This is a genomic window from Enterococcus sp. DIV1767 (genome assembly GCF_050542585.1).
GTDB lineage: Bacteria > Bacillota > Bacilli > Lactobacillales > Enterococcaceae > Enterococcus_D > Enterococcus_D innesii.
Genome location: NZ_CP172936.1, coordinates 2,760,244 through 2,775,812 on the forward strand (window position 1 = coordinate 2,760,244; position 15,569 = coordinate 2,775,812).

The window sequence follows — 15,569 nt, forward strand, 5'->3', positions numbered from 1 at the left end:
TTTTATGAAATAAGTCAAAAAAAAACGCCGCAAGCGAAAATCCTTGCGACGGGACTGGTTCTATTTAATGGAACAAGCTTCTTATAACTAAACAGCGATAATCGAGGTGTATTACTGGATCCAAAGTCCATGCTTCTCTTTGACAATGTGCAGCTTGCTATCAGGCAGCAGCCAGCATTCGATTTCTCCTCCTTGAAGCTTCACTTTGATTGCTTCTTGCTGATAAGTGATCGTAAACGTCAATGATTCGATTTTCTGCGGCAAATGATTCGCCAGATGAAGTCCGCGATCATAGGTCAGACCAGCAAAACCATAAATCAAACTCAACCAGCTGCCACCCATATTGGCTGCATGAACACCATCTACAACATTCTTTTGCAAATCGTTGAGATCCATCAGTGCAGTATCCATGAAGTAGCGATACGCTTTTTCAGTGTCGCCGATTCGGCTAGCCATCACACTAAAGATGGAACGAGACAACGAGGAGTCATGGGTCGTCACCTGCTCGTAATAGTCATAGTCTCTTGTTAATTGATCTGCTGAAAATTCATGGGTAAACAGCATCTCTGCTAAAACCGTATCTGCTTGCTTGCATACTTGATACTTATAAATAATCATTGGATGATAATGAAGCAGAAGCGGATAATTCTCAGATGGTGTTTCCTCAAATGGCCACAGCGCTTGATCTAAGAACGAATCATCTTGTTTCGTTAACTGCCGCTCTTCGTCATAGCCGAAGTACATAAAGTCAGCCGCTTTTTCCCAATCGGCAATCATTTCTTGATAGACATTGTAGCGTTTTGCCAGTTCGACCGCATAGCGTAAGTTATTTTGTACCATTTTGTTTGTATAAAAATTGTTGTTTACCAAAGCGCTGTATTCGTCTGGTCCTGTCACTCCATGAATACAAAATCGCTCTTGTCCTTCTTTTATAGCAAACGTGCCATAATGAAACCAGAATTTCGCTGTTTCAAAAACGACTTCTTGACCAATTTCTTCAATAAAGGTTTGATCACCCGTGATACGTTCATATAATTGAAAGCCATACACGATATCGGCATTGATATGCAGCTGTGCTGTACCTGCTGGATAATAGGCACTCGTTTCATTCCCGTCAATCGTGCGCCAAGCAAACAAGGCCCCTGCTTGATTCAATTCTTGTGCTCGTTTTTTGGCTTGCGGCAAAATACTTGCACGATAGGAAAGCAAGCTTTTGGCTATCTCGGGGTTCGTATAAATGAAGAACGGCAGCAGATACATTTCTGTATCCCAAAAATAATGGCCTTCATATCCTTCACCCGTCAGCCCTTTTGCGGCAAAATTCGTTTTCCCATCACGCCCAGCACCTTGATTCAAATGAAACAAATTGAATCGAATCCCTTTTTGCAAATAGTCATCACCCACAATTTGAATATCGCTGGCTTGCCAGAAAGATTGATAGTAATCCGCTTGTTCTTTTAATAAGACAGAAAACTTGTCGACGCTCTGCTGAAATGGTGTCTCACCAATCCTTTGCAACAATTTGACCTGAAAAATCGAAGTTGACGGTTCTCCAACAGTCAAATGCTGCTTTTCTTGATGTAGCTGAATAGCGATTTTCTTTTGACTATTTGGTGCTGTCCATACTTGGTATGCGCCCATTTGTTCTTTTTCCAATTGATGATTCTTACTGGCAACTCGAGGATCATCTGTTTTATTGACAGAGAATTGCTGATTTAATGTGTGGGAGAGTTCGATCGGTTCTGAAAAATCGGCTGTTATCACTTCATAGCGACAAACATAGAGTTCACTGCGCGTCATTGACGCAAACGAAGTTAACCTCAACTCAAAAGACTTTCCAGTCGGAGTAGTGATCTGGTAACTCTCCGTTAGAACCCCATCAGCTAATTTAAGACTCATTTGGGTTCGTTCGACTTGCCATTCCTCAACCGAAGAATCCTCCTCGCCGATTTTCAAAATAACTCCACGCAAGTTGGGCAGTTTGCAAATCGTTTGATGTTCTTTTGCATACCCGTAAGCCCATTCGCCATACTGAATCGGCTCGCTGTCAAAAAAGCCGTTGACAAACGCCCCAGGATTTCCTGGATACAGTTGATTGACCTTCAAAGGATGCCCTGCACGGACGCCGATTTGCCCATTTCCTAAAGCGAACAATGTTTCTAGATACTCCATTTTCTGATGGGACAGCTCATCAGCTGTCAATAGAAAGTCGTTTTTCTTCATCCTTTATCCTCCAAGTCTTTTGGTTTATTCCTCGTTATCTTCACTTAGTTTCTATCCTACACTTCTAGCCAATGATTGCAAGGCTCAGCACTTCGTCCTTTTGCCACAAGCATCTCTTTAGAGCCGAGCAGCGAATGTATGATACCATGAAGCAAACACGAAAGAAGGCGATTTCTTGGATTTATGGCTTACAAACGTACAACTTGAGACGAGTTATTTAAAAGAAGGCGATTGGTCTTATGGAACCAAAACAGAAAATAAAGCAATCGGGATCAATGATGGAAAAATAGCGGAGATCGTGCCGATGACCGAATGGCAGGCATCAAGCGAAGCGACGATCATTGATGGGGAAAATCAGTTATTGTTGCCAGGATTGATCGAAAAACATTGTCATTTGGACAAAAGTAAATTAGGTACTCCTTGGCGTCCAGTAACGCCGGCAGCTAGCTTGGTGGAACGATTTGAAACTGAGATTCCCCAATTAGATGCCTTGCCGTTATCGATCAAAGAACGCGGACAAGCGCTGATCGATTTAGAACTGCCTCATGGTGCGGTGATGTTCCGCTCACATATTGATATTGAACCAATGACTCAGCTGCGTTATTTTGATACGATTACCGAATTAGTTGCCGAACAACCTTTTGGCTCGGAGTTGGTCTTATTCCCACAACATGGCTTATTGCGCTCAAATGCTGCTTCTTTGATTGAAGAAGCCTTAGCAACGGGCAAAGCTTCTTTTCTTGGCGGTGTTGATCCGTATACACTCGATCAAGACTATAAAACTTCCTTACGGACAACTTTTGAACTTGCTCAAAAAGGGCATGTCGGGATTGACCTCCATCTTCATGATCGGCAAGAAGCTGGCAGAGCGACCGTCAAAGAAATGATTCGTTTGACGAAGGAATTCAATATGCAAGGAAAAGTGGCGATCAGTCACGCCTTTGGTCTAAATGACTTTGAAGGCGCAGAACGCAAAGAAGTCTTTCAAGCCTTAGCAGATTTAGAGATCCATATCATTTCAAGTATTCCCATCAGCCCTGGCACGATTCCACCGCTTAAAGAATTGCAAAGCTATGGCGTTGCTGTTCATATTGGTTGCGACAACGTCTATGATTCCTGGTCTTCTCTAGGAGATGGTTCTTTACAAGAAAAACTGGCCCGCTATTTAGAGATTTTTGCCGTCAAAAGTCAGGAAGACTTGACGCAAGCATTAGGTTTAGTCACGGATGGCAAAGTGCCATTGGATAAAAACGGTGCGCAGCAATGGCCTAAGGTTGGTGATTCGGCTGATTTCTTACTGACACCAGCTGCTTGTACGGCAGAATTCGTTGCCCGCAAAGGCTTCGTTAGCAAAAGCTTTTATCAAGGAACAGTTGTTTTCACCGCATAAATCTTACCTATATAAAAGGCATCTGCGCTTCTTTTTAGAGCTGCAGATGCCTTTTTTCAGGAATAGTCGTTTGTTAATTGTACATAGTCTTTAAGGTAAATGAATCAACCTGCTGCTTCATAAACTCTTCTATTTCACTTTTCAGTGGCATCCCTGTTTGAGCCCCCAGCTTTTGAACGGACAGACTAGCTCCATTATTCGCCATAGAAACGGCTTTATAAAAATCCGCTCCTTCCCCTAAAGCGGCTGCCAAGATGCCATTAAAGGTATCCCCCGCACCGGTAGTGTCTACAACTGAAACTTTGTTCGATGGAATCGTCACAACTTGTGACTTTTCTACAAATGTTACCCCTTTGCTTCCTCGTGTGACAACGATTCGCGTAGCGTAGTTTTTTTGCCAATCAGCAATGATCTGCTCAATTTCGTCTTCCAAAATGGCCTCTTTACCGATCAAAGCGGCAAATTCCGTTTCATTTGGTGTCAAAATATCAATATATGGCAGGAGTTCCGGTACGATTTCATTGTAAGGAGCAGGATTCAAAATCGTTAGAACTCCTTTTTTCTTGGCAAGAATCAATGCTTTTTTGATTGTTTCCACAGGAATTTCCAGTTGAGTAAGTAAGATATCCCCTTGTGAAAGTTCACTGATTGTTTGCTGAACGTAGGCTTCATCGATCAGTCCATTCGCACCGGGGACGACAGTGATACAATTATCCTCTGCTAATTTAAAAATACTCGCAATTCCTGTGAACATATTTTTTTCACGGGAAACAGCCGATAAATCGAGAGCTTCTCTGCTGAGGTGCTGAAGAACCTTTTCCCCAAAAGTATCTTCCCCGATTTTCCCTAAAAATTTTGTTGATGCACCGTAACGAGAAGCTGCCACTGCTTGATTTGCTCCTTTGCCCCCGACAAAATAATCAATTTGCTCCCCAATGATCGTTTCGCCGATCCTCGGCATTCGTGTTGTCGTGATCACGATATCCATGTTCACACTACCTAAAATCGTTATCTTACTCAAAAAATCACCTATTTCTCTTGAATATATAAAAAGGACCAAAGGCTTCCCGACCCTCAATGGTCGTTTCACCAACCTTTAAAAACCCTGTTTTTACAAATAATCGCTGCATGGGCAGATTGGTATGATTTGTGATTGAAAGAAGTGTTTCCCCTTCATCACACTGTTGTTCCAAACAGCTTCTGATCCACTGGCGGCCAAAGCCTTGCCCCGCTTGAGATGGTCTCGCAACGAGTCGCTGAATCGTTCTTATCCCATGATATTCTTTGCTACAATTTGACAATGAGTCAACTGACAAAACACCGACACTTACAATGTTTTTATTTTCATCCTTCAACACCAACAGTTCCTTTTTCTCGATATCCTTCGCTAAGATTTCTAGGGAGGGATAAGTATCAGTCCACTGGTAGATTTTCCTTCTATTCATCTGCTGCTTTGCTTCGATGAACAGTTGAAAAATCTCTGCTAATTCTTGCCTTGACGCCCTTTTAAGTTCATTCATGACTCTAGTAAGGGAGCAATACCAACGACAAAATGACCACTGCTATAATCCCAACGATCGTTGGAACGCTGGTTCGTTTCAGTAACCGAACAGGGCTGACGTCGATTGAAGAAGACACAATCATAATTACAGCGGCAACTGGTGAGATCGTTCTGCCAAGATTGGCGATCATCTGCATTGGCAAGGCGATTAAAATCCCGTCAATACCCGCTTTAGCGGCAATATCGGGAATCAGTTCAATCACAGCGTAAAACATCGCCAATCCTCCGCCACTCAAAATACCGAACAATGCGGTTGCGCCGCTGAATATCAATGCCGTTAACACGCCAGCAGATTGAGAATTTTCTACCGCACTCATTAGTGAATCAATCACTCCTAAGCTTTGGATAGCTGTGGTAAATAATGATCCACCCACAACCAACATGACTACTTGACTAAACCCTTGTCCCATTCCTTTGAATAGTTCCACTGCACTTTCTTGCGCGATTTTGAAAGATTTCTTTCTCAAACATTCAATCAGTAATGCGACAAAAAAGGAAATCATCGTTAGGACGAAAATATCCATTGTTACACCTTCTTTGAATATACCGATTATACCAACGATAATGATCAACACCAAAGGAAGGAGTGGTAAAATTGCATAAAATCCAGGAACAGCCGTTTCTTCTGACTTACTTTCAATTTCTTTTAGTTCTACAAAGGCATCTTTGCCTTCTTTTTTGTCACAATACGTTTGCCAAAAGTAATGAACAATGGCCATGATCAGCAATGTTGGGATGGAAATTTTCGCATGGTACAGAACATAAGTTAAGATGTTGTAATTCAATGTCTGAGCCGCAATCACATTATCCGCACCTAATGGCGTCGGCATGATCGTGGCAGTCATTGCGATAACTCCGGCTGCTGTTAAGGAAGAGATACCAATCCCTTGAAGCAGTGGATAAAGGATTGCCATCAAAATTATTGCCAAACTAGATGCACTTGGGACGACTAACGACATCAAATTCCCTAATAAGAAAACGATCGGAATAAATAATGCCTTAGACTTGATTTTGGTCATTGGCTGAACCAGGATATTGACAGCTTTTTGATTGGCACCAATGAGATTCATATAACCTGAATATCCGAATAAGATCATGATCACTAGACCAGCAGAACTTACTTGAGAGATGATCGTATCTTTAAGCTTTAAAAAAATATCGAATAAGGCCAAGCCAGTCCCTTCGCCTTCTGGGTAAAGCGGATTTCCTAAAGCAACGGATGCACAAAGCAAGACAAGTGCCCCAATAATCAAAATCAATGCTGGATTATAACTCTTAATAATAAAATATCCGACGATCCCCAAAACAACGAGTACTAAAATCGCTTCTATCATTTCTTTCCCCTCCTATTTACACTTGCTGATTGCCTGTAAAAACCATTCTTTAAAGAGCGCTTCATCGATATCGACACAAACACGGCAATTGTTTTTCTGCTTCAGACGATTGTTGAGATCGACAATTGTCGCACCTGCTGTGTAGGCTCCTTGTGTTTCGATCGCAACAAAAGTCTCTTGAACAGTGAACATCTCTGGACACAAAAGATAAGCGATCGCGCAACTGTCATACATTTTCAGCCCCGTGCCAAAACTGCCACCACGATATTTTTTGAATAATTGAACCATCATATCTCCGGTTTGATTCATTTCTTTGATTTTTGCGCTGTCTTCTGGGTAAACAAGCGCTTTGGCGCCCACATCTAATGGTGCTACAGAAAGTGGTAAGCCGCTCTCAAAAACAATCGTTGCAGCCTCGGGGTCAATCGCAATATTGAACTCTGACAATACACCAAAGTTTCCTCTACCTAAGGCTCCGCCCATTAAAACGATCTCATCGATTTTTTCTTTGACTTCTGGATAAATCTTAAGCAAAAGAGCAATATTCGTTAGAGGACCTAATGCGACAATTGTGATTTTTTCTTTATTCTTTTTGATCGTTTGATACATCGCTTCCACAGCTGAAGTTTCCAGCAGCAATGAACGATCTGGTTCTGGAAATGAATAGCCGGCCATTCCTGTGACCCCATGAACATCGCTGGCATCTTTGACTGCTCGCGTTAGTGGCTGAGATGCACCTTGTGCTGCTGGAATCGACAAATTCCAAAAGGAAAGCAGTTTCAGTAAATTATTGGTGACATGTTCAATACCGACATTTCCGGCCACTGTCGTGATCAACTTGACCTCCAAGACTTCACTAAATAGAGCAATTCCCAACGCAACTGCATCATCGATCCCCGGATCCGTATCAATAATGACTTCTTTTTTTGACATACGTATTCTCCTCTCACCTTTGATAAAACGTTTTATCATTTTTCTAAAAAAAGCGAACATCTGATAAAGCGTTTTATCTAATGTTCACACAAAGAATAACATCGTTTTAAAGCGCTGTCAATAATAAAAAAAGAGTTTCGCTAGGAAACTCTTTCAGTCACACTGTTCTTTTTTATCAATCTAGGTGTCAATTGGACGTAACGTGGCTTCTGTCCGCTGATTGCATTCATCAAGGCAAGAACCGTTTTTTCACCTAAATCATTTACATCTTGTTCCACAGACGTTAGAGATACTTCTAAAAGATCATTCAAAACAAGATTGTCGTATCCTACGATCGAAACATCCTCTGGAACCTTGATTCCTAGTTCTTTGGCACGCTTCATAATTCCCAATGCAATCAAGTCGTTGCCAGCAACAATGCCGGTTACATCTCGGTTTTTTAAGAGAATGTCTGCTTTTTCATAGGCGTCTTCAAATTGGAACTTTGTTACCACATGCCAACTGTCTTTTCGTTGGAGATTGAATTCCTTCAGCGCATCTAAATAGCCTTGGTATCGATACACACAATTGATATTTTTATCAGGGTTCATCATCGTGCCGATCTTTTTGTGTCCTTTTTTTATTAGCTCACTGGTAGCAATATATCCCCCATGCCGATTATTATAAAAGACTTGATCGACCTCAAAGTTATCTATTCCTCTATCAACCAAAACGATTGGAACCGAAAGATTCTTCAATCGTTCTTTGGTTTGTACCTCATCCGCGTAGGATTCGGTTGAAAGGGCGATGATCAACGCATCAACGTTGCGGTCAATCAGGAGCTGAATCAATTCCTTCTCAACGTCAACTTTATCATCTGAGTTGACCAAAATCAGCAGATACCCCTGTTTTCGCAGCAAATCTTCTAAGACCTTGGCCAAGTTGGCAAAAAAAGGATTGTTGATATCTGGGATGATCAGTCCGATCGTATTGGTTTTTTTCAAAACCAGGCTTTTAGCCGCAGCATTCGGCGTATAATTATTTTCTGCTGCCAAGCGCTTGATTTGCTGTTTTTTTTCTTCTGTGATCCGAATCGGTTTGTCATTTAACACTTGAGAAACGGCTGCGATCGATACACCTACTTCTTTTGCAATGTCTTTTAATCTGACTTTCACTGAATACCCCTTTCGCTTTCCTAATTTTGTAAATGAACCAAGCACTCAATCTTATGTTTTCAGTAAATCCTTTTTATACTGCTGAAAAAACGGATTTGAGAATTCGACAAAGATGATTGATTAAAGATTATACTGTTTTCTTGCATTCCTCTTAGAGGTTCCACTTCACCCAATCAGCAAACAATTCTGGCCAACGGACAACCGATGCTTCGATCCCGTGTTGATTGCCGTTGGCGGTTTCCGGTGTTCCTAAACTTAGTCCATGACCACCGCGAGGGAAAATGTGCAGCTCATAAGGTATATTAAATTTGCGCAGCTGTTCGGCAAAAAGGAGGCTGTTTTCCGCCAAGACTAATCCATCTTCTAACGTATGCCAAAGAAACGTCGGCGGTGTCTGTTCATTGACTAAAGTCTCTAAAGACAAAGCGGCTTTTTCTGTTTCATAGCGATCTGCTAATAATGAACGGAAGGAATCTTGGTGTCCAAGTTCACCACTAGATAAGACCGGATAACTCAACAGTAAGCCGTTAGGTCGCCATTCTTCATTGGCTCCTTGTAAAGCCTCTGCTAGAAAAGGTTGCTGCCAAGACACACCCAGATTAGCAGCTAAGTGACCACCAGCTGAAAAACCGGCAACAATGATTCTTTCAGGATCGACGTGCCAGACCTCATGATTGGTGCGCACAAGACGAACGGCAGCCGCCAATTCCTTTAAGGCTAACGGATAGACAGCCGGTTTGATACTATAATGCAACACAAAGGCTTGGAAACCAAAGCTCATCATTTTGATGGCGATTGGTTCCGCTTCGCGATTAGACAACATTTCATAGCCGCCGCCAGGACAGATGATGACCGCTGGTCGAACACGATCTGGTTCCATTTCAGGAGAATTTTCCATGACATACGTGGTTAAACTGGCTTGGCTTTCTGGTAAAAGTGCGGTTCTTTTTTCATGTATCACGGATTGCGCCTCATTTCATTGTAATTTTATAGACAATTGGTTGGTCGGTTTCAATTGGTTCAAAAGTTAGTTGCAAGCCTTCATCGGTCACTTGCCAATCAATAGGCTGTTCTTCGTGTCCTAGAATCGTCACGGTTTGGATGATGCCGTGAAATTCTGGCAAATTTTGATCTTTAGACTGGGCCAGTGCTTGGATCCTTGCGTGTCCATTCTCAGGACTTGCCATGCCAATAGCATACAACGAATCCCCCTGAACCGTAAAGCGGAAATCCTGGCTCGTGTATGTCGTCGCCTGTGCCTCTTGAAATTGACCTGAGACAACGGTCGTGGGTCCTTCCCCAGCTTTGCGCCATGGTTTCGCTTCATAAATGGCTTCACCGTTTACATCCAGCCACGCACCGATTTCTTTTAAGATCGTTTGATCTTTTTCTGGGATCGAACCATCCCCTTTCGGCCCGATATTCAAAAGGAGATTGCCATTTTTACTGACGACTTCGATCAAATCCTGTAAAATCTCACGCGTTGTTTTGTAATCCAACGTTGTGGTATAGCACCATGAATTACGAGCGATCGCTGTATCTGTTTGCCAGTAAAAAGGTTGTGGTTCGGCAAATTTTCCCCGTTCGATCTCCACAATACCACTACCAAACATCATGGCATCATGTTTGTAACAGATACCAACTTTTTTGCCCCATTCAGCCCCACGATTGTAATAGTAAGCAGCGAAAAGTTGCAGGTGCTCCTTGAAGGCTTCGTGTTGGATCCACCAATCAAAATAGAGCAGCTCTGGTTGATAGTTATCGACTAATTCACAAGTTCGCAGTAGCCAATCATCTAAAAACTCTTTTGATGGATATGGCTCGCTATACAAATCTTGATTATCAGGTTCTGGCATAGCAGGCCAATAAAAGTCGCCTTTTTCTAATGGTTCCTTGATGTCGCTGTCGAATTCCTTACCGTGTCCCATAAAAAACCAATGTTCGGCACGATGAGATGATGTGCAAAAATGCAGGCCTTGTTCCTCAGCTGCTTCTTTTAATTCCGCAAGAATATCTTTTTTCGGTCCCATAACTGCCGCATTCCATTCAGACAGCTCGCTTTTGTACATCTGAAACCCATCGTGATGTTCTGCAACGGGAAAAAGATAATTGGCACCGGCATGTTTGATCAGTCGAATCCACTCATTTGCATCGAATTTTTCTGCAGTAAACATGGGAATAAAGTCTTTGTAGCCGAAGTTTTTTTGCGGACCGTAGGTGTTGATATGGTGATCGTATTCCGGATGGTCTTTGAGGTACATATTTCTGGAGTACCACTCGTTATTAAATGCAGGAACACTATACAATCCCCAATGAATGAAGACCCCGAATTTTGCTTTGGGGAACCATTCTGGTAGAACAAAAGCGCCCAATGACTGCCAATTTGGGAAAAAGGGGCCTTGGTGCGCGACTTGGCGGATCGTTTCTACTGTGATCATGGTCTTTCCTCCAAAATACCGACTGTTTCCAGCCATGTTTTTGCAATCAACACATGTCCTGCAGTCGACGGATGCACACGATCACTGCTTAAGACATAGGATGACTGATAAAGCAAAAAATCATCAAACTTTTCCTGCGTATCTCCTAAAAGGATACCATACTCTTGCGCTACTTTAGCAAGCACGTGTTGGTAGTTGGTAAGCATTTTTCTTAGTGGATCTTCTTTGTTGGCTTCAACCATAAATGGGGTCAAGAGAATCATTCCCTTGACACTCGGTAATGTCTGAGCGATCAAATCACGCAACTCTGATTCAAATCTTTCAATCCCCACCAATTCCGTTTGAGCAAATGTGCCATCAAAATGCCGCCACACATCATTTACACCGATCATGATCGTTACCCAATCTGGTTGAAATGCTAATACATCATCATTCCAACGCTTCTTCAAATCGACGACTGTATCTCCACTGATGCCTCGGTTAACGATCATTAATTCCATTTGTGGGAGTAATGCTGTGGTATAGGCGTTGATCAGATGAACATAGCCGTCCCCCCATGACGACCATCCCGCAGGTATCGCTTGATAATTTCGATTACTATCTGTGATCGAATCCCCCATAAAAAGCAGACGATCTTTTTTATCCACTATCATTGTTTTCCTCCTTAAAGAAAGAAGACTGATCCGCTGGTGCTGGATCAATCTTCTTAAGTGATTGCTTAACCAAACGCTGTTTACTCACTTTTGTCAAGGAACCATTGACCAACCATTTTTATGATTCTTTGTTTTTGATTAGTCCCCAAATTCTTTTGCTACTTCTACCCGTTTTTCGTTTTGATCTTTCGCATTATTCATGTCAAATTCTAGCACTGTTTGATAGCCTAAGCCGTCTGCTGTTTCTTGCATTTCTTTTAGCAATTGGTCAAATTCTGCTTCATCTTTGGCAAAAACCATTCGCCAAGAGTACTCGATGATCGTCGCTTTGGCTTGATTCCGCAACGTAGAGATCTCTGAACTATCTTCTGGCGCTACATAGCTGGCACCAGGGGCAACTAACAATTGGTCGTTCTCCTCTAAATAGCCAATGGTCGATTCTGCACCACCCATATTTTTTGACCAATCTTCTTTTACAGGATCGGTTGTTTCATTTTGATAGCTTTCCCACATTGTGTAAGCATATGGGAAGCCGGTATCAGGATTAATATCGATCGGTAATACCGTATTGACGTTTAGTGCGGATACACCATCTTTGTAACTTCCGCCACCATATTCTTCTGGCACATCCCCATCGCCATCTAGCAACGCTTGTTTTCCGAACTCAGTTAAGACAGGCTCGCCATCTTTCATTTCCCAAGTTAAGCCTTCAGGGCCACTACTACCGCTTGTTTGAGAAGAATTTGCTAACACGCCTTCTGAAGAGTAGAGCCAGTCAATAAAGGCTGCGATTCGCTCTGGGTCTTCGGCATTTGAACCGATCCCGATAAATTGTTTGCCACCGTAAACTTCCGCACCATAAGAGAAGATTTTTTGGTCTTGAATCGGTGCCAACATAAAGCCTTTTCCTTCAGTCAAGTTCGTGGTCGTATTAAAGGCCGCTTGACCTAACCAAGGCCACCATGAGAATAAGACTTGTCCTTCTTGGAATTTGGCAAAAAGTGTATCGTAATTTTGCGTCGTTGATTCTGGATCCACTAAGCCCATTTGATTGGCTTGGAAATAAAACTTAAGTGCGCGAATATATTCAGAATCACTATCGAGAATGCTTTGATAATCAGAACCATCCGCTTTTGCCAAGACAAATCCTGATTCATCGTACCCATAATAGGTGACCAGCTGTTTGCCTGCATTCATCATGTTGCCGTCCCAATCGCTGAATAGAGAAAACCCATAAACTTTTTTCCCAGAATCTGTTGTTGGATTGTCTTCTTGCATTTTTTGAATCACAGGAAGTAGGTCTTCCAATGTACCGATTTCTGGATATCCTTGCTCCCCATAAAGATCCCAACGCACATAAGCACCAAATGTAGGATCTAATCCTTCTGAAGGATCGGTGGCTTTTAATGTAGAAACGGAAGTTGGAAAGCCATATAGACCATCGGCATCTTTGTTTAGATTTTGAACAGCCGCATCAAAGCGCTGAACATTTTCCATAGTTTCATAATACTCGCTCGCATCGGTCAACAAGCCAGCTTCAACCAATTCGTTGTATTGTTGGCCATTATCAACAATGATCAAATCGCCCAAATCACCTGCTGCCGTCCTCGTTTGATAAAGAGTGTCTCCGTTTCCAGCAACGTTTGGTGCGATGATGTTCAATTCCATATTGAATTTATCTCGCACGATTTTGGCAAACCAACCTTCTTGCATCCCCATATAGTTGGCTAACCCATTATAGACATCGATCGTGATCGTCTCATCGTAACCACTTTCGCTAGAAGCAGCGTCTGTGTCAGATTCAGCCGCTCCTCCACAGCCGGCTAAACTACCTAGCAATGTCATGCCTAACAAACCTGTTGTTACATATTTCGACATTTTTTTCATTTTCTTCCCTCTTTCTTTTTATTAACCTTTCACCGCACCCAACATAATTCCTTTGACAAAATATTTCTGGAATAGCGGATAAATGAACATGATTGGTAAAACAACAATGACTGAAACGGTCATGCGAATCGAAGTCGGCGTCTGTGTTGTCGCTGCTGAAGCGATGCTGGAAAGTGATCCCGATGTATTTTTGACCATTTGTGCCAACGAATTGGCTTGATTGATATACGTATAAAGAAGGTATTGCAAGGAGTAGAGACTTTGATCCGTAATGTAAATCAGTGTATCTTGGAAAGAATTCCATTGACCAACTGCCGAGAAGATCGCAACTGTTGCTAAAATCGGCGTACAGTTGGGTAAAATTACCCGAAAGAATACTTGAATGATGCCAGCTCCATCCATTTCAGCTGCTTCTTGCAACGATTTGGGGATTGACTCAATATAGGTTTTCACTAAGATGATGTTAAAAGGCTGAACGACAGCCGGCAAAATATAGACCCAAAAATTATTCGTTAAACCTAATGTCTTCATGGTGATGAATAATGGAATCAGCCCTGCATTGAAATACATTGTAATCACGACAAAGCGATACCAAAATTTTCGTTTCCACATTTTTTCTTGGGTAAACATAAAGCCTAAGAAGGCTGAAGCTAAGACGGTTGCTGCTGTTCCGATCACCGTTCTAGCCACCGAAACGGTTGCGGCTAATGGCAACCCTTTTAGTTGTAACACTTGACTGTAGTTTTCAAAATGGATCTCTTGTGGAAAAAAGCGAATTTGTCCTAACGCACTCAACTCATTATTACTGATTGAATTAATAATCAAGTAATAAAAAGGATACGCGCAAATCAACGTAATCAGAAAGAAAAAGGTATAATTGAGGATACTAAACGTCAGGTTTTCACGTTTGGGTACTTTTTTCGCCTTTTTCTTTTCACTAATCGATAGTTCCATAGATATCCTCCTCTCCTAAATAATGGAAGTCCCCCGAATTTTTTTCGAAGCAATATTGACGATGGCCAACAAGGCAACAGAAATGACACTTTTTAGCATACTGATCGCGGTAGCCAGAGATAGACTATTTCCGCCCATCCCCAAATTGTAGACATACAAATCGAGGACTTGGATCGTATTTCGATTGAATGCATTTTGGAAAACAAAGTACTGATCCATCCCGTTGTTCAGCAAGTTGGCGATAGACAGCATCAGCATCACAAGGAACGTCGGCATCAAGGCAGGTAGTGTGATATGACGCATCAGATGGAAACGATTCGCCCCATCGATTCGTGCCGATTCATACAATTCGGGGTCAATTCCTGAAATGCCTGCCAGATACATGATGGCACCCCAGCCCAAGCCTTTCCAAATATTCCAAAGACACATCATCAGCCATGTATGATTGCCGCTATCCAAAAATTTGACTGGATCGGTAACGAAGCCCCATTCTTGCAGCAACGTGTTTACCAGCCCTGTTGAAGAAAACAAGCTAAAGGCGATCGTATACACCAAAACCCAACTGATAAAATTTGGCAGCGTGGTCAGCGTTTGGACCAAGTTTTTAAACCATTTGCACTTGATTTCGTTCAGTAAAATGGCGAAGCCTACTGGTAGGATCGAAGTAGCGATCCCTAAAAAACTCATGGCAAAGGTGTTTTTCATTACTTGTACGATCTGATCCACTTGTGTTGGACTAGAGACAAGAAGTCGAAACCATTTGAAGCCTACAAACTCGCTGCGCGCTAAACCTAATGCTGGTTTGTAATCATAAAGTGAATAAATCCATCCGTGCAAAGGAAAATAAGAGAACAAAAACACGAGAATCAGGAAGGGAACGATACATAAAAACAAAATCTTCCCTTCTCGTGTCACCCGCTTATTTTTTCTTGGGACACTGCTTAATTTACTTTCCATTTTCCTCCCCCTTTTTTGTAACCGCTTTTACATTTTTAATACTAGCACCTGAAATCTTATTTGCCACCTGTTAAAAATAGAGGTC

At 42.1% G+C, this 15,569-nt stretch carries 13 protein-coding genes; 1 reads left to right on the plus strand and 12 read right to left on the minus strand.

All coding sequences use genetic code 11. From position 1 onward, the window contains the following. Positions 1-111: 111 nt before the first annotated feature. Positions 112-2,223, minus strand: a complete 2,112-nt coding sequence (locus IGI78_RS13020) for a glycoside hydrolase family 65 protein (protein ID WP_430618067.1) — start codon at positions 2,221-2,223, stop codon at positions 112-114. Between the two features lie 175 nt (positions 2,224-2,398). On the opposite strand from IGI78_RS13020, the gene IGI78_RS13025 reads away from it, so the two are divergent. Beyond that, positions 2,399-3,613, plus strand: a complete 1,215-nt coding sequence (locus IGI78_RS13025) for an amidohydrolase family protein (RefSeq protein ID WP_195266485.1) — start codon at positions 2,399-2,401, stop codon at positions 3,611-3,613. 73 nt (positions 3,614-3,686) lie between these two features. Here IGI78_RS13025 and rbsK read toward each other — a convergent pair whose 3' ends face one another. The 11 genes from rbsK to IGI78_RS13080 all read right to left on the minus strand — a co-directional run bounded on the left by rbsK (position 3,687) and on the right by IGI78_RS13080 (position 15,484). Next, complete coding sequence (gene rbsK, locus IGI78_RS13030) at positions 3,687-4,634, minus strand: ribokinase (RefSeq protein WP_081117923.1); 948 nt, start codon at positions 4,632-4,634, stop codon at positions 3,687-3,689. 4 nt (positions 4,635-4,638) lie between these two features. Next, entirely contained in the window at positions 4,639-5,133 is a 495-nt protein-coding gene (locus tag IGI78_RS13035) for a GNAT family N-acetyltransferase (protein WP_081117922.1), read from the minus strand. A gap of 4 nt (positions 5,134-5,137) precedes the next feature. Continuing rightward, on the minus strand, positions 5,138-6,508 hold the full coding sequence (gene dcuC / locus IGI78_RS13040) for a C4-dicarboxylate transporter DcuC (RefSeq protein WP_005234077.1): 1,371 nt from the start codon (positions 6,506-6,508) through the stop codon (positions 5,138-5,140). Between the two features lie 12 nt (positions 6,509-6,520). Continuing rightward, complete coding sequence (rihC, locus tag IGI78_RS13045; protein WP_081117921.1) at positions 6,521-7,441, minus strand: ribonucleoside hydrolase RihC; 921 nt, start codon at positions 7,439-7,441, stop codon at positions 6,521-6,523. Between the two features lie 140 nt (positions 7,442-7,581). Further along, positions 7,582-8,595 (minus strand): LacI family DNA-binding transcriptional regulator, encoded by a 1,014-nt coding sequence (locus IGI78_RS13050; protein ID WP_008380606.1) that lies wholly within the window; start codon positions 8,593-8,595, stop codon positions 7,582-7,584. Between the two features lie 151 nt (positions 8,596-8,746). Beyond that, positions 8,747-9,556, minus strand: coding sequence for an alpha/beta hydrolase (locus tag IGI78_RS13055; protein WP_430618068.1), 810 nt, complete (start codon positions 9,554-9,556; stop codon positions 8,747-8,749). Between the two features lie 10 nt (positions 9,557-9,566). After that, the gene (locus IGI78_RS13060) at positions 9,567-11,033 is read right to left on the minus strand and encodes an alpha-L-fucosidase (protein ID WP_195266483.1); all 1,467 of its coding nucleotides are present in this window, start codon (positions 11,031-11,033) and stop codon (positions 9,567-9,569) included. Next, complete coding sequence (locus tag IGI78_RS13065; protein ID WP_195266482.1) at positions 11,030-11,686, minus strand: SGNH/GDSL hydrolase family protein; 657 nt, start codon at positions 11,684-11,686, stop codon at positions 11,030-11,032. The genes IGI78_RS13060 and IGI78_RS13065 overlap by 4 nt, the downstream gene beginning before the upstream one ends. Before the next feature lie 138 nt (positions 11,687-11,824). Then, the gene (locus IGI78_RS13070) at positions 11,825-13,573 is read right to left on the minus strand and encodes an ABC transporter substrate-binding protein (RefSeq protein WP_077452014.1); all 1,749 of its coding nucleotides are present in this window, start codon (positions 13,571-13,573) and stop codon (positions 11,825-11,827) included. Between the two features lie 21 nt (positions 13,574-13,594). Continuing rightward, positions 13,595-14,527, minus strand: coding sequence for a carbohydrate ABC transporter permease (locus IGI78_RS13075; protein WP_005234069.1), 933 nt, complete (start codon positions 14,525-14,527; stop codon positions 13,595-13,597). A 15-nt stretch (positions 14,528-14,542) separates the two neighbouring features. Beyond that, positions 14,543-15,484: an ABC transporter permease gene (locus tag IGI78_RS13080; protein ID WP_005228459.1), complete on the minus strand. Its 942-nt coding sequence runs from the start codon at positions 15,482-15,484 to the stop codon at positions 14,543-14,545. Between the last annotated feature and the right edge of the window lie 85 nt (positions 15,485-15,569).

Coding starts and splice junctions, on each gene's coding strand:
- IGI78_RS13020 (WP_430618067.1), bottom strand. CDS start 2,223: ATGAAGAAAAACGACTTTCTATTGACAGCTGATGAGCTGTCCCATCAG.
- IGI78_RS13065 (WP_195266482.1), bottom strand. CDS start 11,686: ATGATAGTGGATAAAAAAGATCGTCTGCTTTTTATGGGGGATTCGATC.
- IGI78_RS13035 (WP_081117922.1), bottom strand. CDS start 5,133: ATGAATGAACTTAAAAGGGCGTCAAGGCAAGAATTAGCAGAGATTTTT.
- rihC (WP_081117921.1), bottom strand. CDS start 7,441: ATGTCAAAAAAAGAAGTCATTATTGATACGGATCCGGGGATCGATGAT.
- dcuC (WP_005234077.1), bottom strand. CDS start 6,508: ATGATAGAAGCGATTTTAGTACTCGTTGTTTTGGGGATCGTCGGATAT.
- IGI78_RS13060 (WP_195266483.1), bottom strand. CDS start 11,033: ATGATCACAGTAGAAACGATCCGCCAAGTCGCGCACCAAGGCCCCTTT.
- IGI78_RS13070 (WP_077452014.1), bottom strand. CDS start 13,573: ATGAAAAAAATGTCGAAATATGTAACAACAGGTTTGTTAGGCATGACA.
- IGI78_RS13075 (WP_005234069.1), bottom strand. CDS start 14,527: ATGGAACTATCGATTAGTGAAAAGAAAAAGGCGAAAAAAGTACCCAAA.
- IGI78_RS13080 (WP_005228459.1), bottom strand. CDS start 15,484: ATGGAAAGTAAATTAAGCAGTGTCCCAAGAAAAAATAAGCGGGTGACA.